Genomic DNA, 19,286 nt, shown 5'->3' on the forward strand with positions numbered 1-19,286 from the left:
GGGCGCAATTCTAGGCAGCCAGGACGCCGCTGGCAAGCCCTTATCGGCCTGTGGGGGCTATTTACGGCGGCCACCCCAGGCCGCTTCGATCTGGCGGGCCCGGGTAATGGATTCCTGTACCAGCTCGGACTGGTGCTCGGCGAATTCGCGGATGATCTCCAGGGCCGAGCGCACGTCGCGGCGGAAGATGGTCTCCACCAGCGCCTTGAAGAACGACAGGCACTCTTTCATCTCGTCGTTATCCAGGTGCAGCGCCATGAAATAGGTGCGCTGCAGGGCCGGGTGCAGGTCGGTGAGCACGTCCTCGACGAAGCCGTTGCGGGCGAACGGATAGGCGTGCTCCAGGAACTGGAAGCTGAGGTCGAAGAAGCGCTCCAGGTCCCGGTCGGAGGCCGCCACCTGCAACTCGTGGATCAGGGCGATGATCGGGTCCAGGTCGTCCTCGCGCACATTCTTGATCGCCTTGCGGATCACCAGACCCAGCAGCACCTGGACCAGCTCATAGAGGCCGCGCACCTGGCTTTCCGACATTTCCTTCACCACCGCGCCGCGGCGCGGCAGGATGTCGATCAGGTGGCGCCGCTCCAGGATCAGCAGCGCCTCGCGCACCGACCCGCGGCTCACTTCCAGCTCGCCGGCCACGCGCAGTTCCTGGATGCGGTCGCCGGCCAGCATGTCACCACGAATGATCTGCGCGGCCAGATGGCCGGCGATTTGTTCGGAAAGGCTTTCCCGGGCTTTAAAGGTCACGTTGGCCTGCGTCCGCTGGCGAATGGAAGACGATGGAAATCACTTTGTCCGACTATAAAACAATCCGGCAGGACCACCAAGCCGGCGCCGAATGCAAAAAATCCACCCCGGGCATGACAAGCCTGTCCCGGTCTGGTTAATTGAGGGTACAGAGGGATTGCGGACGGCCACCACGCCAAGGGCAGTAATGAAAAGGCTAATCACCGAACTGGCGGAACTGGACGGCCTGTTCGACCAGTACGCGGAGCGCTTCGGGCGGGACCAGACGCCCTATCGGAACCACGTTTACCGGGTGATCAACCTGGTGGCGGCGCAGCGCACGCTCACCGGTGACGATCTGCGCAAACTGGAGCTGGCCGGCTTCTTCCACGACGCCGGTATCTGGCTGGCGGGCACCTTCGACTACCTGCCGCCCTCGGCGCGGCTCGCCTGCCACTATCTGGACGAGCACGGGCTGCAGAGCTGGAGCGACGAAATCCACGCCATGATCGTCCAGCACCACAAACTCACCCGCAGCGACGCACCCGCCGAAACCCTGGTGGAGGCCTTCCGCCGCGCCGACTGGATCGACCTTTCCCTGGGCCTGCTGCGTTTCGGCGTCGACCGGGAGCGCCTGCGCGAGATCAACCGGCGTTTCCCCAACGCCGGCTTCCACGCCCTGCTGCTGGGCCTCAGCGCCCGGCAGCTGATCACCCAGCCGTGGCGGCCGTTCCCGATGCTGCGGCTGTAGCTCGCCGGGGTAGGACCTTTTGTCACTTGGTGCGGATGCCCCTGATGGGGCAACATACCGGGTATGACAGCGGCCCCGCCCGGAGCCGCCGGATCACTCAGGAGCTTCGCCCATGACCGAAACCCTGGCCCTGGACCTGGCGCGTGCCCAGTTCGCGTTCACGATTTCGTTTCATATCATCTTCCCCGCCATCACCATTGGCCTGGCGAGCTATCTGGCGGTGCTGGAAGGGCTCTGGCTGTACACCAAGAACACGCTGTACCGGGACCTGTACCATTTCTGGGTGAAGATCTTCGCCGTTAACTTCGGCATGGGGGTGGTCTCCGGCCTGGTGATGGCGTACCAGTTCGGCACCAACTGGAGCTTCTTCTCCGAATTCGCCGGCAGCATCACCGGCCCGCTGCTGGCCTATGAAGTGCTCACCGCCTTCTTCCTGGAGGCCGGCTTCCTGGGCGTGATGCTGTTCGGCTGGAACCGGGTGGGCCCCGGGCTGCACTTCTTTTCCACCGTGGTGGTGGCCATCGGCACGCTGATTTCCACCTTCTGGATCCTCGCCTCCAACAGCTGGATGCAGACGCCCCAGGGCCACGAGATCATCAACGGCCAGGTGGTGCCGGTGGACTGGCTGGCGGTGATCTTCAACCCCTCCTTCCCCTACCGGCTGATCCATATGTCGGTGGCCGCGTTCCTGGCCACGGCGCTGTTCGTGGGCGCCTCCGCCGCCTGGCATCTGCTGCGCGGCCGCGACAACCCGGCGGTGCGCAAGATGTTCTCCATGGCGATGTGGATGATGGTGCTGGTGGCGCCGGTGCAGGCGGTGATCGGCGACTTCCACGGGCTCAATACCCTGGAGCACCAGCCCGCCAAGGTGGCCGCCATGGAGGGCCACTGGGGCGGCGAGGAGGCCGCCGACGGCGAGGGACTGCCGCTGATCCTGTTCGGCTGGCCGGACATGGAGGAAGAGCGCACCCGTTTCGCGGTGTCGGTGCCCCACCTGGGCAGCCTGATCCTCACCCACAGCTGGGACGGCACCATTCCGGGGCTGAAGGAATTCGCCCCGGAGGACCGTCCCAATGTGCCGATCGTGTTCTGGTCGTTCCGGATCATGGTGGGCCTGGGGATGCTGATGATTCTGCTCGGCGGCCTGAGCCTGATGCAGCGCTGGCGGGGGCGGCTCTACGACAGCCGCTGGTTCCTGCGCTTCGCGCTGCTGATGGGCCCCGCCGGGCTGATCGCCATCCTGGCCGGCTGGTACACCACCGAAGTGGGCCGCCAGCCCTGGGTGGTATACGGGCTGATGCGCACCGAAGACGCGGTTTCCACCCATTCCGCCACCACCCTGGGCGTGTCCCTGGCGCTGTTCGTGGTGGTCTACCTGTTCGTGTTCGGCGCCGGCGTGGCGTACACCCTGCGGCTGGTGCGCAAGGGCCCGCAACTGGAAGAAGGCGCCCGGGAAACCAGCGGCGGGCCGGGGCGGCCACGGCATGCCATGCGCCCCCTGTCCGCGGTGGAGGAAGACCTGGACGACGATCAAGACACGGACGGAGGGCGCTGAGCCATGGGTATTGATCTGCCTCTTATCTGGGCGCTGATTATCGGTTTCGGCGTCATGATGTACGTGCTGATGGACGGCTTCGACCTGGGCATCGGCATCCTTTATCCCTTTATTCCCGACCGCCACCACCGCGACGTGGCGATGAACACCGTGGCGCCGGTCTGGGACGGCAACGAAACCTGGCTGGTGCTGGGCGGCGCGGGCCTGCTGGCCGCCTTCCCGCTGGTCTACTCGGTGGTGCTCACGGCGCTCTATCTGCCGCTGATTTTCATGCTGCTGGGGCTGATCTTCCGCGGCATCGCGTTCGAGTTCCGCTTCAAGGCCCGCGACCACGAGCGCCACATCTGGGACAAGGCCTTTATCGGCGGCTCCTTCACCGCCACCTTTTTCCAGGGCGTGGTTCTGGGCGCCTACGTCAGCGGCCTGCCGGTGGAGAACGGCGCCTACCCCGGCGGCCCGCTGGACTGGATCGCGCCCTTCCCGCTGTTCACCGGCGTCGCCCTGGTGTTCGCCTACGCCCTGCTCGGCAGCACCTGGCTGATCATGAAAACCGAGGGCGAGCTGCAGTTCCGCATGTTCCACCTGACCCGGCCGCTGATGTGGATTCTGCTCGCCGCCATCGCCGTGATCAGCCTGTGGACGCCGCTGCGCGATCCGGTGATCGCCGAGCGCTGGTTCAGCTTTCCGAATATCGTCTGGTTCTCGCCGGTGCCGCTGCTGGTGGTGGGCGCCGCCCTGCTGATGCAGCGGGCCCTGGCCCGGGGCCGGCCGGTGGCGCCGTTCCTGCTGGCGCTGCTGCTGATGTTCCTGGGCTACGCCGGGCTGGCGATCAGCGGCTGGCCGAACATCCTGCCGCCGGACATTTCCATCTGGGAAGCGGCCGCCCCGCCCCAGAGCCTGGGCTTCGCCCTGGTGGGCGCGTTGCTGATCATCCCCTTCATTCTGATGTACACCGCCTTCGCCTATTACGTGTTCCGGGGCAAGGTGCGCCCCGGCGACGGCTACCACTGACGCGTTGAGGAGTCCGCATGCAAGGTCGTGAAACCCGGGACCGCGACGGCGCCACCGCCCCGTTGCGCAAGCGGCTGGGCTGGTTGGTGCTGATCTGGGTGGCCAGTGTTCTGACGCTGGGTGGGGTGGCCTGGTTGATGCGCTTGTTCATGAACGCCATCGGCCTGCAGACCAACTGAACCGGCGTGTAAGAAAATCCTCACGAAAAAGTTACTCACAGATTCTGTGGATAACTCTGTGCATAGTCTGTCAGGAACTGTCCCCAGGGCCCATGATCACGCCGATGACCCCTAAATGACGAAAAAATATCCATATTATTAATTTCAATAAAATCAATCAGTTACAAACCTTTCCTTCACAAATCAAGCGGTTACGGGTGCTTGCTAAAAGTGAAATGAGCAATCGCCGTCCGCTGTGCAAAACTCCCAGCCACGGAATGCCCTTTCACGGCGCTGTCACAGGCTGCTGGCGCCGTTTTGGTGCGAAATCGCTGACGGGCCGTGCGTCGCTCACGGACGCACCAGACGGGCGTTAACCACCCCTTCCAGGGCACGGATTCTGGCCATCGCCGCCTCGGTGGGTTCTTCCTCCAGGTCCAGCAGGTTATAGGCCAGCTCGTCGCGGCTTTTATTGAGCATGTCGATCACGTTGATGTCGGCGTCCGCCAGCACCGACAGCACCTGGCCGAGCATCTTGGGGATGTTGCGGTTGGTCACCGCCAGACGTACGCCCGGGCCCGGCTCCAGAATCAGGTCGGGGAAGTTCACCGAGTGGCGGATGTTGCCGTTTTCCAGGAAGTCGGTGAGTGCCTCGGCGGCCATCACCGCGCAGTTCTCCTCGGATTCGCCGGTGCTGGCGCCCAAATGGGGCAGCGCCAGCACGCCGGGAACGCCGGTCAGCGCCAGGCTGGGGAAATCGGTGACGAAGCCGCGCAGCTTGCCGGCGCGCAGCGCCTCGGCCACCGCCGCGTCGTCGACGATGCCCTGGCGGGCGAAGTTGAGCAGCACCGCGTCTTCCTTCATGGGCGCCAGCTGGGCGGCGCCGATCAGATTCCGGGTGGCGTCCAGCAGCGGCAGATGCAGGGTGACGTAATCCGCCCGCGCGAGCAGCGCTTCCAGGCTGGCCATGGGGGCGACCTGGCTGGGCAGCCGCCAGGCGGCGTCCACGCTCAGCGCCGGGTCATAGCCGATCACGTTCATGTCCAGGGACAGGGCGGTGTGCGCCACCCGCGAACCGATCGCGCCCAGCCCCACCACGCCCAGGGTGCGGCCGCGCAGCTCGCGGCCCTGGAAGTGCTTCTTGCCCTCTTCCACCTGGCGGTGCAGGTCCGCTTCGCTGTCCGCGCGCAGCCCGGCCACCCAGTCCAGCCCCTCGCGCAGGTGGCGCGAGGCCAGCAGCAGGCCGGCCACCACCAGCTCCTTGACCGCGTTGGCGTTGGCGCCGGGAGTGTTGAACACCGGAATGCCCCGCGCACTGCAGTGGGCCACGTCGATGTTATTGACGCCGGCGCCGGCGCGGGCCACGGCTTTCACCGTCGGAGGGATGTCGGCGCCGCCGAGGGGGTGGCTGCGCAGTAACAGGGCGTCCGGTTCGGACAATTCGCTGGCGACCTCGAAACGGTCGCGGGGGAAACGCTCCAGGCCGCGCAGGGCGATCTGGTTGTAGGTGCGAATGCGGAACATGGCGGTCCTCCGAAGGGCTGCTGGATCACCACAGCCTCTCCGTAAACCGCCCTGATTTCCAGAGTTATTGCTGGAAGGTCATGCCCAGGCGGCGCCCTACTTCCTCGTAGGCTTCGATCACGTTGCCCAGGTCCTGGCGGAAGCGGTCCTTGTCCATCTTCTCGCGGGTGTCCTTGTCCCACAGCCGGCAACCGTCCGGGGAGAACTCGTCACCGAGCACCACCTCGCCGTGGAACAGGCCGAATTCCAACTTGTAGTCCACCAGCAGCATGTTGGCGTCCAGGAAGCGTTTCTTGAGCACGTCGTTGACCTTGAAGGTCAGCTCTTTCATTTTTTCGATGTGCTCGGGCTCGGCCCAGCCGAAGCTGCGCACATGGTATTCGTTGATCATCGGATCGCCCAGGGCGTCGTCCTTGAGGAACAGCTCGAAGGTGGGCGGATTCAGCTCCTTGCCCTCCTCGACGCCCAGGCGGCGCACGATGGAGCCGGCGGCGATGTTGCGCACCACGCACTCCACCGGAATCATGTCCAGCTTCTTGACCAGCGACTCGTTGGCGCTGAGCAGTTTTTCGAAGTGGGTGGGAATGCCCGCCTCGTGGAGCATCTCCATGATCGCCGCGTTGAACTGGTTGTTCACCGCGCCCTTGCGATCCAGCGCTTCTTTCTTCTTGCCGTCGAAGGCGGAAGTGTCGTTGCGGAACACGATCACCAGCCGCTCCGGATCGTCGGTGGTGAATACGGACTTGGCTTTACCCGCGTAGAGTTCGTCGCGCTTTTCCATGACCTACCTGCGTTAAGTTTGAGAACCCCGCGCGCTCGCCGCCGGGGCGTCTTAGTGAATGTCGAGCCAGCCGAAGCCCTGCTCCTGGCTGGCCACGCGGATACGCTCCCGGCCCGCCTCCACCGCCTGGTGGATCCAGCCCAGGGCGTGGTCCGGCGTATTGTTCTGCTCACTCAGGTGCGACAGCACCAGGTGCTGCAGCCGGTCCACGTTGCAGTGGCCCAGCAGCGTGGCCGCCTGCTGATTGCTCAGGTGGCCCAGATTACCACCCACCCGCCGTTTCAGGGACGCCGGATAGGGGCCCGCGGCGAGCAGCTCCGGCTCGTGGTTGCACTCCAACACCAGGGCGTCGCATTCGCGATAGGCGTCCACCACATGGGGGGTCAGCGAGCCCAGGTCGGTGAGCACACCCAGCTCCCGTTGCCGCCAGCTGAAGCGGTACTGGCAGGGCTCCAGGGCGTCGTGGGGCACGGTCACCGGCGTCACCGTCATGTCCGCCAGCTCGAAGGTCCGGCCAGGGCGCACTTCGCGCCAGTCGGCGCCGTGGAAACCGGCGGCCTTGCCGGTTACCGCGCGAGCGGTGCCGAAGGTGCTGTAAAGAGGGGTCTTGTACTTGCGCGCCAGGGCGCCGGCGCCGCGCACGTGATCGCCGTGCTCGTGGGTCACCAGCAACGCGGCCAGATCCGTGGCGCTCAGCCCCAGCGCCGCCAGCCGGCGTTCCGTTTCACGCAGGGAAAAACCGCAATCCACCAGCACCAGCAGATCGCCGGCGCACACCAGGGTGCCATTGCCTTTACTGCCACTGCCCAGGGACGCCAGCCGCAAGAATGCTCTCCCCCTAAACGGCCCGGCCGGCGGCCGGAGCCCGGTTCACAATTCGCCGTGGATGCTTTCCAGGATAGCCAGGCCGGAGGTCTTTCCGGCCAGCGCCGTGCCTTCCTCGTTGAGCACCGCCACCTGGATACCATTGGTGGTGTGGCTCAATTTGAGGCGCGCCTGGGGCGGCTGCAGCTGGTAACGCTCGGGCACGGTCAGGAAGAACACCCCCTGGTCCCGGTTGCGGTCGGTGACGCGCAGATCGGTCTGGGTCAGCGCCTCGCTGACCTTCTCCCAGGCCCAGGCGAAGCTGGTGGGCATCATGATGATCGGATAGCCGCTGCCGTCTTTCGCCAGCACCGCCTGGCCGGTGTTGTCGGCCGGCGCCGCCGGGGTCTCCTCTTCCTCGTCATCGGCTTCGCCGGGCGCCGCCACCAGCTGCGGCGGACGGGGCGCTTCGAATTTGTCCTCGCCCTCGCCCTTGCCCTGCAGGCGGCGCTCCATCTGCGGCACCGCGTAGAGCGGGTCCGCGCCGATGAACACCATATCCCCGGGTACCGTGATCGGCTCCAGCACTTGCGCTTCGCGGTAGCGCAGGCTGTTATCCGGAATCAGGCCGCAACCGGCCACGCTCAGCGCCACGGCGCCGGCAACAATCAAACTACGATGCATTATCCCTCCAGGAGACCGCAGCTACGCAGCGTTTCGCGCAAGCGTGGCTGGGCGGCCTCCGACAAATGAACCAGCGGCAAACGAATGCCGCTGTCGATCAGACCCATTTCGTACAGGGCCCATTTCACCGGAATCGGGTTGGCTTCCAGGAATAGATCACGGTGGAGGGGTTCCAGTTCCGCGTTCAGGGCGCGGGCACGGTCCACGTCGCCGTCCACCGCCGCCTGACACATGGCGGCCATCTTCGCCGGCGCCACATTGGCGGTCACCGAGATGTCGCCGTCGCCGCCGGCCAGAATCAGCTCCAGGGCGGTGGCGTCGTCGCCGGAATAGATCAGAAAATCGTCGCCGCAGCGCTCACGGATTTCCCGCGCGCGCTCCAGGTTGCCGGTGGCTTCCTTGATGCCGACGATGTTCGGCACCTTGGCAAGACGCTCCACGGTTTCCGGCAGCAGGTCGCAGGCGGTGCGGCCGGGCACGTTGTAGAGAATCTGCGGGATGTCCACCGCCCGGGCCACGGCCAGGAAATGCTGATAGAGGCCTTCCTGGGGCGGCTTGTTGTAGTACGGCGTCACCAGCAGGCAGGCGTCGGCGCCGTCGCGCTTGGCGTCACGGGTAAGGCGAATGGCTTCCTCGGTGCTGTTGGCGCCGGTACCGGCGATCACCGGAATCCGTTTGTCGGCCACCGCCACGATCTCGCGGACCACGCTGTCGTGTTCCTCGAAGCCCAGGGTGGCGGATTCACCGGTGGTGCCCACCGCCACGATCCCATGGGTGCCCTGCTCCACATGCCAGTTGACCAGACCGCGCAGACGTTCCCAGTCCACCGATCCGTCTTCGCGCATGGGGGTTACCATTGCCACGATGCTGCCGCGAATCATGCCGCTTCCTCTTAAACGCTTTCGACGCCTTGATTAATGGAGCGCTATGGTAAACCCCGCCTGAAGGGCGGACAAGCGTTGCCCGGCCCGGTAAGCTGTGCCGCTGGCGGCCCCGAGGCCGCGATCAGGCAGTAGCAGGAGACAACCATGACGATCAAAGAAGGACAGCCGGCGCCGGACTTCACCGCCCCGGCCACCAGCGACACCACCATCACCCTGTCGGCCCTGAAGGGCAAGAAAGTGGTGCTCTATTTCTACCCCAAGGACAGCACCCCGGGCTGCACCACGGAAGGCCAGAACTTCCGCGACCTGTACCCCAACTTCCAGGAAGCCAACTGCGAAATCCTCGGTGTGTCCAAGGACTCCCTGCGCCGCCACGAGAACTTCAAGGCGAAGCAAGAGTTCCCGTTCGAGCTGATCAGCGACGAGGACGAAACCGTCTGCCGCCTGTTCGACGTGATCAAGCTGAAGAAGATGTACGGCAAGGAATTCGAGGGCATCGAGCGCAGCACCTTCCTGATCGACGAAGAAGGCGTGGTGCGTGACATCTGGCGCAAGGTCAAGGTCAAAGGCCACGCCGAGGACGTCCTCGACGCCGTCCACGGCCTCTAAACGTTGTGCGAGCGGGCCCAGCCCGCGAAAGGGCGGCCCCAAAGGCCGCCCGGCAGGATCCCAGAGCCCCCTCTTATTCCCCGGCCGGCAACCGCCAGTCCTCCCCCCGCCTCGGCCACGCATTGATCACCGCCTTCAGCAAGGTCGCCAGCGGAATCGCGAAGAAAATCCCCCAGAAGCCCCACACGCCGCCGAAGAACAGAATCGCGGTGATGATTGCCACCGGGTGCAGATTGACCGCCTCGGAGAACAGCAGCGGCACCAGGATGTTGCCGTCGATGAACTGAATCACCCCGTAGATCACCATCACCAGCGCGAAGTCGCCGCCCCAGCCGAACTGCAGGTAGGCCACCGCCGCCACCGGCACGGTGACGATGGTGGCGCCGATATAGGGAATCAGCACCGACAGCCCCACCAGCACCGCCAGCAGCACCGCGTAGTTCAGGCCCAGCAGCAGGAACGCCAGGAAGGTCACCGACCCCACCAGCAGGATTTCCACCGCCTTGCCGCGCACATAGTTGGCGATCTGCTGGTCCATTTCCTGCCACACGTGGGACAGAATACGCCGCCGCTCCGGCAGAAAGCCCAGCACCCAGCCCACCAGCTTCTCGCGGTCCTTGAGGAAGAAGAACACCAGCAGCGGCAGCAGCACCAGGAACACCAGGATTTCCAGCATGTTGGGAATCGAGGACAGCGACAGGGTGAGCACCGACTGACCCAGCTGGGCCAGCTCCCGCTGGGCGATGGTGACCAGGGTGTTCACCTGCTCCATGGAGATCATTTCCGGATAGCGCTCCGGCAGGCTGCGCAGCCAGGTCTCGGTGGTGCGCAGAATATCCGGCAGCTGGTCGCGCACCAGCAGCACGGTCTGGCGCCACAGCAGCGGCATCAGCACCACCAGCACCGCCACCAGGGCGGTCAGGAACACCAGGAACACCAGATTCACGGAAAGCACCGGCGGCACCCGGTAACGGTTCAGGGCGGTGACCAGCCCCTGCATCAGGTAGGCCACCACCAGCGCCGCCAGCACCGGCGCCAGAATGCCGCCGAACAACAGCACCACGGCGAAGCCCGCCAGCAACAGAAACAGCAGGTACACCGCCTCCTCGTCGGAGAACCAGGCATTGAACCAGCCTTTAAGCACATTCAGCATCGGAGAACCTCGGGCCTAGTCGCCACAACGAATGAGAAAGCGGAATTCCCGCCCGTCCTGCTCGTGGCGAACCAGCTCATGGGAAGACTGTCGAAGATATTCAGGGATGTCCCGGGCCGACCCGGCGTCGGTGGCCGTCACTTCCAGCAAGGCACCGGCCTGCAGGGCGCGCAACGCCTGCCGGGTCTTGAGCAGCGGCAGCGGGCAATTCAGACCGCGGGCATCCAGATATTTGATATCCATGGTGTGATCCGTTCGCAGGGGCGGTCATTATAGGGCACATGACGGCATTATCAGAGACACCTCGTCGCGACAGAATCATGGTGACACGAAAAATGCGGATCGCTAAGGAGAGTCCATTTTGATCGCTGCCGCGCGCTTCGCTCTTGTGGCCTTGCTGTGCCTGGGCGCGGGCCTGGGCCAGGCCCAACAACAGGATCTGCCGGAACTGGGCGACCCCACCGTGGCGATCATTTCCGCCGAGCAGGAATACCGGCTCGGGCGCGGCTGGCTGCGCGACCTGCGGGGCCAGACGTCGATCATGGAAGACCCGCTGGTCCAGGAATACGCGGAACATCTGGTCTACCGGCTGGCGTCCTTCAGCGAGCTGAACGAACCGGACCTGGCGATCGTGGTGATCAACAGCGCCGCCATCAACGCCTTCGCCGTGCCCGGCGGGGTGATCGGCCTAAACGCCGGCCTGTTTCTGAACGCCGCCAGCGAGGACGAGGTGGCCAGCGTGGTCGCCCACGAAATCGCCCACGTCAGCCAGCGGCACTTCACACGCCGCTACATGGACTCGAAACGGCGCGGCCCGGCGGTGCTGGCCGCCATGCTGGCGAGCATCGCCCTGGCCATCGCCGGCAGCGGCGACGCCGGCATGGCGGGCATCGCCGCCACCCAGGCGGCGTCGATCCAGGCGCAACTGGCCTACTCCCGCCACAACGAATACGAGGCGGACCGGGTGGGCATGCAGATTCTCGCCGCCGCCGGCATGGACCCCAGCGCCATGCCGCGCTTCTTTGAGCGCATGCTGGAGCAGCAGCGCTATTCCGGCGACCCGCCGGAGTTCCTGCTCACCCACCCGCTCACCGCCGAGCGGGTCGCCGACTCCCGCGCCCGGGCGCGCTCGCTGAGCGCGCCGCCGGCCAATCCGTCAGCGTCCTTCGAGCTGGTGCGCGCGCGCATCCAGGCCCGTTACTTCGACGGCCAGGAACGGGCCCGGGATTACTTCGGGCGGCGCCTGGAGAGCAACGACCGCGTTCAGAAGCAGGCGGCGCGCTACGGGCTCGCCCTCACCGACCTGAAAGAGGACCGCTACGACGCGGCGCGCCGCGCGCTCACCGAGCTGGTGGAGGCGCACCCGGACCAGATCTGGTTCCAGCTGGGTCTGATGGAAGTGGATATGGATCAGGGCCGCTACGCCGACGTGATCGAGCGCGGCAAGGAGGTGCTCACCATCAATCCCAAGGACTACGCCGCCTCGGTGATGACCGCCCGCGCCTACCTGCTGAGCAAAAAGCCGGAACAGGCGGCGCCGCTGCTGGAGCCGCTGCTGCTGCAGCGCCCCAACGATCCGATGCTGTGGTCGCTGGCCGCCGACGCCTGGGGCAACAGCGACCAGAACGCCCGCGCCCACCGGGCCCGGGCGGAAGTGCTGTTTCTTCGCGGTCAGGATCAGGCCGCCCTGCGGCAGATGCGTTTCGCCCTGGACGAGGCCGACGGCCAGTTCGCCCTGCGCAGCAAACTGAGCGCACGCATGAGCGAAATGGAGCGGCTGTCCTCGGAGGAATTCTAGGGGCGCCCGGAACGGCGCCCCGATGGATCAGGGTTTAAGGCGGGCGCCGAACTCGAGCATGCGGTCCAGCGGCTTCATGGCCTTGGCCGCCAGGGCCGGGTCGACGAAGATTTCCTGGCCGCAGCCGTTGTCGTCTTCCAGCACCGCCAGGGTGTTTTCCAGGCCGTTCATGGCCATCCACGGGCAGTGGGCGCAGCTGCGGCACGCCGCGCCGCTGCCGGCGGTGGGCGCTTCCACGAAGGTTTTGTGCGGCGCCAGCTGCTGCATCTTGTAGAAGATGCCCTTGTCGGTGGCGACGATAAAGGTCTGGTTGTCCATCTCCTGGGCGGCCTTGATCAGCTGCGACGTGGAGCCGACCACATCCGCCATTTCCACCACCGACGACGGGGACTCCGGGTGCACCAGCACCGCCGAGCCCGGATAAGCCGCCTTCAGATCTTCCAGCCCCTGGGCCTTGAACTCTTCGTGGACGATGCAGGCACCGTCCCAGCACAGCACGTCGGCGCCGGTTTTACTGCGCACATAGTTGCCCAGGTGCTTGTCCGGCGCCCACAGAATTTTCTCGTTGCGCTGATCCAGGTATTCGATCAGTTCCACCGCGATGGAGGACGTCACCACCCAGTCGGCGCGCGCCTTCACCGCCGCCGAGGTGTTGGCGTACACCACCACGGTGCGGTCCGGATGCTGGTCGCAGAACGCCGCGAACTCGTCTTCCGGGCAGCCGATGTCCAGGGAACAGGTGGCTTCCAGGGTCGGCATGAAGACCCGCTTTTCCGGGCTCAGAATCTTGGCGGTCTCGCCCATGAAGCGCACGCCGGCCACGATCAGGGTGCTGGCCGGGTGGTCGCGGCCGAAACGCGCCATTTCCAGGGAATCGGCCACGCAACCGCCGGTCTCCTCGGCCAGGGCCTGGATCTCGGGGTCGGTGTAATAGTGGGCCACCATCACGGCGTCACGGGCCTGTAACCGTTCTTTAATGCGCTGACGGTACAGTGAACGCTGATCGTCGGTGAGTTCGGTCTGCTCGTTAACGCCCGCCAAATGGGCGCGCACGATCTCTTGGGCCTGTGCTGTCATACGGCATCACCACCCCAGGGTAAGGGGACTATCAATCGCTTGAGGCACCTGCTGTCCAGGATACCACTTTGGTCTCGGTGTCGGGATCATACCATATTGGTCTTAGCAGGACGCTGACCATGACCAAAAGCGACAGCCTCATCGTCTTATATGGACGCCGCGCCGCCCGGATTCAAGCCCTCGCCACCCCGGTAATCCGGGCCGGCGGCGAGCAGATGCACGGTGCTGATGGCCCGCTCCATGAAGGCGCCCTGGCAGTAACACAGGTAGTAATCCCACATTCTGCAGAAGCGTTCGTCGAAGCCCAGTTCACGGATGCGCGGCAGCGCGCTGATAAATCGGGCCCGCCAGTCCTCGATGGTTTTGCCGTAATGGGCGCCGATGTCTTCCAGCCCCACCGGCATCAGCCTGGTGTTCTTGCGCAGCGCCTGGCACATCACCGTCACTGACGGCAAAAAGCCGCCGGGGAAGATGTAGCGCTTGATGAAGTCCACGTTGTCGCGGGCGTATTCGTAGCGCTGGTCCGGCACCGTGATCGCCTGCAGCAGCAGCAGCCCTTCCGGCTTGAGGCGCTGGTTGAGCACGCGGAAGTATTCGTCCAGGAACTGGTGGCCCACCGCCTCGATCATTTCCACGGAAACGATGCGGTCGTAGCGGCCCTGCAGCTCCCGGTAATCCTGCTCGAGCACCTGGATACGGTCGGACAGGCCGGCTTCGCGGACCTGTTCGCGGGCGAACCTGGCCTGCTCCCGGGAGATGGTGGTGGTGGTCACGCGCACCCCGTAGTGGCGGGCGGCGTGCAGCGCCAGACCGCCCCAGCCGGTGCCGATTTCCAGCACTTCCATGCCCGGGGCCAGGCGCAGGCGCTGGCAGATCAGATCCAGCTTGTGGGTGGCGGCGGTTTCCAGGTCCGCTTCCGGGCTCGGATAGATGGCGCTGGAATACATCATGTGCCGGTCCAGGAACAGGGCAAAGAAATCATTACCCAGGTCGTAGTGGGCGGCGATGTTGCGGCGCGATCCGTTCAGGGAGTTGCGGTTCATGGCGTGCAGGGCCTTGAGCGCCGGCTTGGCCAGCCAGGCGGCGGCGCCTTCCAGCGCCCGCATGGCGTCCACGTTGGCGGCGAAGAAGCGCACCACCGCGACCAGATCCGGGCTGTCCCAGGCACCGTCCATGTAGGCTTCGGCGGCGCCCAGGGCGCCCCCGGTCATCATCTGCCGGTAGCTGTCCCAATCATGGATACGGATCTCGGCGGCGCCTTCGGCCGCCGTGTCGCCAATGGACACGGTCTCGCCGTCGGGCTCATGCAACACCACGCCGCCCTTGGGCATCTTCGCCATGTGTCCCTGCACCAGCCGTCGGGCCAGACTTTGCGCCCAGGACGGGCGCTGACCCACCAGCGCCTTATCACCGTCCATCATGAGTGTTCTCCCCATTACCTTGCTTATCTTTACCCGGGTGGGCGTGGAACCGGGCGCCCTTGCGCCAAAGCTTCCAGGCCTGCCAATAGATGCCCGCCACTGTTTTCACGCTCTGCGCGCCGAAGCGGCGTATCACCCGCGCCATGGCGGGTGCGTCGGCCTCCGCCATGTGCATTTTCAGGCCGGCGGCGAAAACCAGCTGGTCGCCGTCCCGGTCCTCCAACGTTAGGCGCAGATCGGGAAATAAGGCGTGAAGATGCCAGTGATAGCGCAGCCCCAGCGGCAGGAAGGGCGACACATGGAAGGTCTTTTCATGCGCCACCGTTTGCGGCCCCGGCCCCTGGCTCAGGGTCAGGGCGTAGATATGGCGTTCATGCCAGGGGGTGTTGCGCACCTCGGCCAGCATCGACGCCGGCCGTTCGGCGCCGTCCGGAAAGTGGAAGTACAGCACCAGGGGGTTGAACAGCATGCCGAAGGTGCGCCACTGGCCGAGCATGAACACCCGGCCGGCGCGCCAGTCCAGACCGGCCTCGGCGGCCCGGTCGCGCACCTTGTCGCCCAGCGGCCGGCGGTCGGCGTCGATGAAGTCCCGGTCGCGGAACGTCACCGGACGCCAGCGGCGGCCCCACAAACGCTGGCGGGCCAGCATCCGGTCCGGCGCGTCCACATCGCACCACACCAGCCACAGCGGATAGCGGAAGGCGTGCCGCATGGGGGTATGGCGCTGATGCCACACCTGGCCGGTGGCGAGCGCGAAGCGGGGAATCACAGCGCCGCTCCCCGGCCGCCGCCCTGGCCGCGGGCGGCGATGCCTTCCACCACATCCAGCGCCGACACCACGCCGTCTTCATGGAAGCCGTTGCGGCACCAGGCGCCGCAGAACCAGGTGCGGTTATCGCCGTTGGCGGCCAGCAGGCGTTCGCGGGCAAGCAGCCCCTCGGTGGTGAACAGCGGGTGGTGGAACACCTCCCGGCGGATCACCGTTTCCGGGCGGATCCGGTCACCGGCATTGAGGGTCACGCAGAAGGTCTCCGGCGCTTGAAAGCCCTGCAGAATGTTCATGTTGTAGGTCACCTGTACCGGCTCCGCGTCATCGGTGCGCCCCAGCAGGGCGTTCCAGCTCGACCACACCCGGCGGCGCTTGGGCAGCATGGCGGTGTCGGTGTGCAGCACCACGTCGTTGGGCTGGTAGCGCAGGTCCGCCAGGCAGTCCCGCTCACGCGGGCCCGCGTCGTCCAAAAGCGCCAGGGTCTGGTCGCTGTGGCAGGCCATCACCACCTGATCGAAACGGTGGCTGTCGCCGCCGGCTTGCACCGTGACGCCCTCGCCGTCCCGGCGCACACCGGTGACCGGCGTGGCGGTGTGGAAGCGGGCGCCGCAGGCGGCGCGCAGGGCTTCCACATAGCGGCTGGAACCGCCGGGCACCACGTACCACTGGGGCCGGTTCCGCAACGCCAGCAACCCGTGGTTGATAAAAAACCGCACGAAGAACTTGGCCGGAAACGCTTCCATCTGCGCCAGGGAGCAGGACCAGATGGCGCCGCCCATGGGCAGAATATAATGCCGCCGGAAGCGCTCGCCATAGCCCTGTTCGTTCAGATAAGCGCCCAGGGGCTGCTCGCCGGCGTCGCTGTCCAGCAGCGCCGGCGCCTCCCGGTTGAAGCGCAGAATATCGCGCAGCAACGCCCAGTGACCGGGGTCCAGCAGATTACGGCGCCGCCCGAAAAAGCCGCCCAGGCCGTCACCGCAGTATTCCACGCCGGTTTCCGCGTCGGTGACCGCGAAGCCCATGGCGGTGGGCTGGCGGCCGATGCCGAGCTCCGCCAGCAGCGCCTCGAAGCGCGGATAGGTGCGGTCGTTGAACACGATAAAGCCCATGTCCACGGCGTAGTCGCCGTGCTCGCGCTGCACGTCCACGGTGAAGGTGTGGCCGCCCAGGCGGGGCTCGGCTTCGAACAGCGTCACCTGGTGGTCGCGGCTCAGATACCAGGCGGCGGTCAGGCCGGCGATGCCGCCGCCGACAATGGCGATGCGCTGGCTCAAGAGGCGTCTCCGTTCTGCTGGTTCCAGGCGTCGCGGGCGGCGCGGAAGGCGCTCTCCACCCGCTGCTTGACGCCCTGGTGGGCGACGATCGTGGTGGGGTAATCCGGGGTCATCAAAGGCTGCTTCCAGGGTTCATGGATGGTCTTGTCGTCGGCGGTGGCCAGCTCCGGCACATAGCGGGCGATAAAGCGGCCCTGCGGATCGAAGCGGTGGCTCTGGCGCACCGGACTGAATACACGGAAATACGGCGCGGCGTCGGTGCCGGTGGAGGCGCTCCACTGCCAGCCGCCGTTGTTGGCGGCGAAATCACCGTCCACCAAGTGCGCCATGAAAAAGCGCTCCCCTTTGCGCCAGTCGATAAACAGATGCTTGGTCAGGAACATGGCGGTGAGCATGCGCAGGCGGTTGTGCATCCAGCCGGTCTGCACCAGCTGGCGCATGGCGGCGTCCACCAGCGGGTAGCCGGTGCGGCCTTCGCACCAGGCCTGGAAGTGCTCTTCGTTATCGCTCCATTGCAGCAGCGCGGTCTCCGGCCGGAACGGCGCGCCGGTGGCCAGCGACGGAAAGCGGTGCATGATCTGCCGGTAGAAATCCCGCCAGGCCAGCTCACCGATCCAGGTGGCCGCGCCCTCCCGGGCCTTGGCGTCCTGCAGCGCCGGCCGCGCCGCCAGGTAGGCGTCCAGCGGCGCCAGCGTGCCCGCCGACAGCGCCGCGGACAGGCCGCTGGTGCCCGGCTCGGCGGGAAAGTCCCGCCGCGCTTTGTAGTCGCCCAGATGCTGCTCGACGAAATCCTTCAGCTGGCCGCGCGCGGCGTCCTCGCCGGGGTGCCACAAGGCGGTCACCGAGTCCGGCACGGACAGCGCCTCCAGCGCCCGCTCCACCCGCTCGCGACCGACAAAGCGGCCCTGCCCGCCGGGCCAGTCCGGCGCCGGCACCGCCTCGGGCTGAAGGTCGTCCATCCAAACGTCCCAGCGCTTCTTATAGGCGGTAAAGACGGTATAGGGCGTGCCCTTGCCGGTGTGCAGCGCCCTCGGCGGCACCAGCACGCCGTCGTCGAAACCGTGGATGCGCACGCCCTGCGCTTCCAGGTGGCGCGCCACCGCCCGGTCCCGGTTCAGTTCGTTGAGCGGGTACTCCCGGTTGCAGAACACCTCGGTGACGCCCTGCTCGGCCACGAAGTTTTCCAGGGCGGTGACGCTGCCGTCGAAATCGCCGCCGTCGAGCACATGCAGATCCACGCCCCGCGCCGCCAGGGACTCGCCCAGCTCCAGCAGGCTGTGCAGCACGAACCAGCGGCGCGCCGGCGCCACGCCGTGGGCGTCCCACTGGTCCGGGCACAGAATGTGCAGCGCCGTGACCGCGTCGCCGCCGGCCAGCGCTTGCGTCAGCGGGGTGTGCCCGTGACAGCGCAGATCATTTCGAAACCAGACCAGTCGCACCCTGTTCTCCTTGCTGTTGAGTGATTGATTCGGCGTCGTCCATTCGCTTCGCCACCGCCTGATAGTCGCCCGGCTCACACGGCAGCCAGGCCGGCGTCGGCGGGTCCCCGGCCAGGGCCGGGCCCGCGCAAAGAAAGGCGCCTTCGGGCTGTTGCTCCGGCCACAGCTGACCGATCTGCCGGCGGGCCGGGCGCTCGCCGAGCATCCACACCACGCCGGTCAGACGCGGCTCCGCCAGCCAGGGGGTCAGCGCCGGCCAGGCCACCGGCGTTTCCAGACACCACACCGGCCGGTCCGCCACCGCCGCCTGGATCAGCGCCGGCAGCGGGTCGCCCACCGCCATCACCAGCCAGGCCCGCTCGCGTCGGCCCGGCGCCCGGGCCAGCAACCGCCCGGCCAGCTTTTGCCGCAGAAAACTGTCCAGCAGCGCCTGCGACGCGCCGTGGCCCGGCAGCGCGCGCAGATGATCGCGCAACGGGTCGCAAAATCCCGTGACCACCCGGCCCAGCGGATAGTCCGCGGTGAGCCGCTGGAACAACTGCTCCAGCCGGCGCAGGTTGTGCCCTTCCAGCGCCTGCAGGGCGTCTTCCATGGCGTCCCGCCAGGGGCCGGCCACCGCGGTCACCGGGCTGCCGCCCTGCTCCAGCACCGGGCGCACCTGGCTGATCGGCAGACCCCGGTCCAGCCAGGAAAGAATCTGCTCGATCACCGCCAGATCCTGGTCGCTGTAGCGGCGGTGGCCGCGCTCGGTGCGCGCCGGGCGGATCAGCCCGTAACGGCGTTCCCAGGCGCGCAGCGTCACCGGGTGCACGCCGCTTTGCCGGCTCACCGCCTGGATGCTGTAACCGTCGTCGAAAGCTTTCAT

20 protein-coding genes are annotated in these 19,286 nt (G+C 66.3%); 6 read left to right on the forward strand and 14 right to left on the reverse strand.

What is annotated here, in order from left to right; genetic code table 11:
* Window positions 1-57: 57 nt before the first annotated feature.
* The gene (locus ACMG4O_RS13185) at window positions 58-750 is read right to left on the reverse strand and encodes a GntR family transcriptional regulator (RefSeq protein ID WP_067610418.1); all 693 of its coding nucleotides are present in this window, start codon (window positions 748-750) and stop codon (window positions 58-60) included.
* A 187-nt stretch (window positions 751-937) separates the two neighbouring features.
* On the opposite strand from ACMG4O_RS13185, the gene ACMG4O_RS13190 reads away from it, so the two are divergent.
* The 4 genes from ACMG4O_RS13190 (at window position 938) to ACMG4O_RS13205 (ending at window position 4,225) form a co-directional block, all read left to right on the forward strand.
* Window positions 938-1,480: a hypothetical protein gene (locus tag ACMG4O_RS13190; RefSeq protein WP_142948651.1), complete on the forward strand. Its 543-nt coding sequence runs from the start codon at window positions 938-940 to the stop codon at window positions 1,478-1,480.
* A 112-nt stretch (window positions 1,481-1,592) separates the two neighbouring features.
* The gene (locus tag ACMG4O_RS13195; protein ID WP_370184887.1) at window positions 1,593-3,035 is read left to right on the forward strand and encodes a cytochrome ubiquinol oxidase subunit I; all 1,443 of its coding nucleotides are present in this window, start codon (window positions 1,593-1,595) and stop codon (window positions 3,033-3,035) included.
* Window positions 3,036-3,038: 3 nt separating this feature from the next.
* Window positions 3,039-4,046, forward strand: a complete 1,008-nt coding sequence (gene cydB, locus ACMG4O_RS13200; RefSeq protein ID WP_142948653.1) for a cytochrome d ubiquinol oxidase subunit II — start codon at window positions 3,039-3,041, stop codon at window positions 4,044-4,046.
* 17 nt (window positions 4,047-4,063) lie between these two features.
* A complete protein-coding gene (locus ACMG4O_RS13205) occupies window positions 4,064-4,225 on the forward strand; it encodes a DUF2474 domain-containing protein (protein WP_142948654.1) in 162 nt (53 codons plus the stop codon).
* Window positions 4,226-4,555: 330 nt separating this feature from the next.
* Here the strand turns inward: ACMG4O_RS13205 and ACMG4O_RS13210 are convergent, their stop codons facing one another.
* From ACMG4O_RS13210 to dapA, 5 genes are all read right to left on the reverse strand, one after another.
* The gene (locus tag ACMG4O_RS13210; RefSeq protein ID WP_142948655.1) at window positions 4,556-5,728 is read right to left on the reverse strand and encodes a phosphoglycerate dehydrogenase; all 1,173 of its coding nucleotides are present in this window, start codon (window positions 5,726-5,728) and stop codon (window positions 4,556-4,558) included.
* A gap of 64 nt (window positions 5,729-5,792) precedes the next feature.
* Window positions 5,793-6,509, reverse strand: coding sequence for a phosphoribosylaminoimidazolesuccinocarboxamide synthase (purC, locus tag ACMG4O_RS13215; RefSeq protein WP_142948656.1), 717 nt, complete (start codon window positions 6,507-6,509; stop codon window positions 5,793-5,795).
* A 51-nt stretch (window positions 6,510-6,560) separates the two neighbouring features.
* Entirely contained in the window at window positions 6,561-7,334 is a 774-nt protein-coding gene (locus ACMG4O_RS13220) for an MBL fold metallo-hydrolase (protein WP_142948657.1), read from the reverse strand.
* Window positions 7,335-7,379: 45 nt separating this feature from the next.
* Entirely contained in the window at window positions 7,380-7,997 is a 618-nt protein-coding gene (bamC, locus tag ACMG4O_RS13225) for an outer membrane protein assembly factor BamC (RefSeq protein ID WP_142948658.1), read from the reverse strand.
* Window positions 7,997-8,878 (reverse strand): 4-hydroxy-tetrahydrodipicolinate synthase, encoded by an 882-nt coding sequence (gene dapA / locus ACMG4O_RS13230; protein ID WP_142948659.1) that lies wholly within the window; start codon window positions 8,876-8,878, stop codon window positions 7,997-7,999. The genes bamC and dapA overlap by 1 nt, the downstream gene beginning before the upstream one ends.
* A 147-nt stretch (window positions 8,879-9,025) precedes the next feature.
* Here dapA and bcp point away from each other — a divergent pair, with 147 nt between their 5' ends.
* On the forward strand, window positions 9,026-9,490 hold the full coding sequence (bcp, locus tag ACMG4O_RS13235; protein ID WP_142948660.1) for a thioredoxin-dependent thiol peroxidase: 465 nt from the start codon (window positions 9,026-9,028) through the stop codon (window positions 9,488-9,490).
* Window positions 9,491-9,563: 73 nt separating this feature from the next.
* Here bcp and ACMG4O_RS13240 read toward each other — a convergent pair whose 3' ends face one another.
* A complete protein-coding gene (locus tag ACMG4O_RS13240) occupies window positions 9,564-10,643 on the reverse strand; it encodes an AI-2E family transporter (protein WP_414433925.1) in 1,080 nt (359 codons plus the stop codon).
* Window positions 10,644-10,658: 15 nt separating this feature from the next.
* Window positions 10,659-10,886, reverse strand: coding sequence for a sulfurtransferase TusA family protein (locus ACMG4O_RS13245; protein ID WP_414433926.1), 228 nt, complete (start codon window positions 10,884-10,886; stop codon window positions 10,659-10,661).
* 118 nt (window positions 10,887-11,004) lie between these two features.
* Here ACMG4O_RS13245 and ACMG4O_RS13250 point away from each other — a divergent pair, with 118 nt between their 5' ends.
* Entirely contained in the window at window positions 11,005-12,441 is a 1,437-nt protein-coding gene (locus tag ACMG4O_RS13250) for a M48 family metalloprotease (protein ID WP_255442411.1), read from the forward strand.
* A gap of 27 nt (window positions 12,442-12,468) precedes the next feature.
* Here the strand turns inward: ACMG4O_RS13250 and nadA are convergent, their stop codons facing one another.
* The 6 genes from nadA to ACMG4O_RS13280 all read right to left on the reverse strand — a co-directional run bounded on the left by nadA (window position 12,469) and on the right by ACMG4O_RS13280 (window position 19,286).
* Window positions 12,469-13,518, reverse strand: a complete 1,050-nt coding sequence (gene nadA / locus ACMG4O_RS13255; RefSeq protein ID WP_414433927.1) for a quinolinate synthase NadA — start codon at window positions 13,516-13,518, stop codon at window positions 12,469-12,471.
* Between the two features lie 146 nt (window positions 13,519-13,664).
* Window positions 13,665-14,939, reverse strand: coding sequence for a class I SAM-dependent methyltransferase (locus ACMG4O_RS13260; RefSeq protein ID WP_414433928.1), 1,275 nt, complete (start codon window positions 14,937-14,939; stop codon window positions 13,665-13,667).
* Window positions 14,926-15,708, reverse strand: coding sequence for a DUF1365 domain-containing protein (locus ACMG4O_RS13265; protein ID WP_194855423.1), 783 nt, complete (start codon window positions 15,706-15,708; stop codon window positions 14,926-14,928). The genes ACMG4O_RS13260 and ACMG4O_RS13265 overlap by 14 nt, the downstream gene beginning before the upstream one ends.
* Window positions 15,705-16,982 (reverse strand): NAD(P)/FAD-dependent oxidoreductase, encoded by a 1,278-nt coding sequence (locus tag ACMG4O_RS13270; RefSeq protein WP_414433929.1) that lies wholly within the window; start codon window positions 16,980-16,982, stop codon window positions 15,705-15,707. The genes ACMG4O_RS13265 and ACMG4O_RS13270 overlap by 4 nt, the downstream gene beginning before the upstream one ends.
* Window positions 16,979-18,421 (reverse strand): cryptochrome/photolyase family protein, encoded by a 1,443-nt coding sequence (locus ACMG4O_RS13275; protein ID WP_414433930.1) that lies wholly within the window; start codon window positions 18,419-18,421, stop codon window positions 16,979-16,981. The genes ACMG4O_RS13270 and ACMG4O_RS13275 overlap by 4 nt, the downstream gene beginning before the upstream one ends.
* Window positions 18,396-19,286 carry a MerR family transcriptional regulator gene (locus ACMG4O_RS13280; RefSeq protein WP_414433931.1) on the reverse strand — a complete coding sequence of 297 codons (891 nt, stop codon included), beginning with the start codon at window positions 19,284-19,286 and terminating at the stop codon, window positions 18,396-18,398. Before ACMG4O_RS13280 ends, ACMG4O_RS13275 begins: the two co-directional genes overlap by 26 nt.

It is taken from the genome of Alloalcanivorax venustensis (genome assembly GCF_047495515.1).
In the GTDB taxonomy this organism is placed as follows: domain Bacteria; phylum Pseudomonadota; class Gammaproteobacteria; order Pseudomonadales; family Alcanivoracaceae; genus Alloalcanivorax; species Alloalcanivorax venustensis.

Bases quoted from the DNA above. Each gene is read 5' to 3' on its own strand.
- ACMG4O_RS13190 (WP_142948651.1), top strand. From the start codon at position 938: ATGAAAAGGCTAATCACCGAACTGGCGGAACTGGACGGCCTGTTCGAC.
- ACMG4O_RS13195 (WP_370184887.1), top strand. From the start codon at position 1,593: ATGACCGAAACCCTGGCCCTGGACCTGGCGCGTGCCCAGTTCGCGTTC.
- cydB (WP_142948653.1), top strand. From the start codon at position 3,039: ATGGGTATTGATCTGCCTCTTATCTGGGCGCTGATTATCGGTTTCGGC.
- ACMG4O_RS13205 (WP_142948654.1), top strand. From the start codon at position 4,064: ATGCAAGGTCGTGAAACCCGGGACCGCGACGGCGCCACCGCCCCGTTG.
- ACMG4O_RS13210 (WP_142948655.1), bottom strand. From the start codon at position 5,728: ATGTTCCGCATTCGCACCTACAACCAGATCGCCCTGCGCGGCCTGGAG.
- purC (WP_142948656.1), bottom strand. From the start codon at position 6,509: ATGGAAAAGCGCGACGAACTCTACGCGGGTAAAGCCAAGTCCGTATTC.
- bamC (WP_142948658.1), bottom strand. From the start codon at position 7,997: ATGCATCGTAGTTTGATTGTTGCCGGCGCCGTGGCGCTGAGCGTGGCC.
- dapA (WP_142948659.1), bottom strand. From the start codon at position 8,878: ATGATTCGCGGCAGCATCGTGGCAATGGTAACCCCCATGCGCGAAGAC.
- bcp (WP_142948660.1), top strand. From the start codon at position 9,026: ATGACGATCAAAGAAGGACAGCCGGCGCCGGACTTCACCGCCCCGGCC.
- ACMG4O_RS13240 (WP_414433925.1), bottom strand. From the start codon at position 10,643: ATGCTGAATGTGCTTAAAGGCTGGTTCAATGCCTGGTTCTCCGACGAG.
- ACMG4O_RS13245 (WP_414433926.1), bottom strand. From the start codon at position 10,886: ATGGATATCAAATATCTGGATGCCCGCGGTCTGAATTGCCCGCTGCCG.
- nadA (WP_414433927.1), bottom strand. From the start codon at position 13,518: ATGACAGCACAGGCCCAAGAGATCGTGCGCGCCCATTTGGCGGGCGTT.
- ACMG4O_RS13260 (WP_414433928.1), bottom strand. From the start codon at position 14,939: ATGATGGACGGTGATAAGGCGCTGGTGGGTCAGCGCCCGTCCTGGGCG.
- ACMG4O_RS13280 (WP_414433931.1), bottom strand. From the start codon at position 19,286: ATGAAAGCTTTCGACGACGGTTACAGCATCCAGGCGGTGAGCCGGCAA.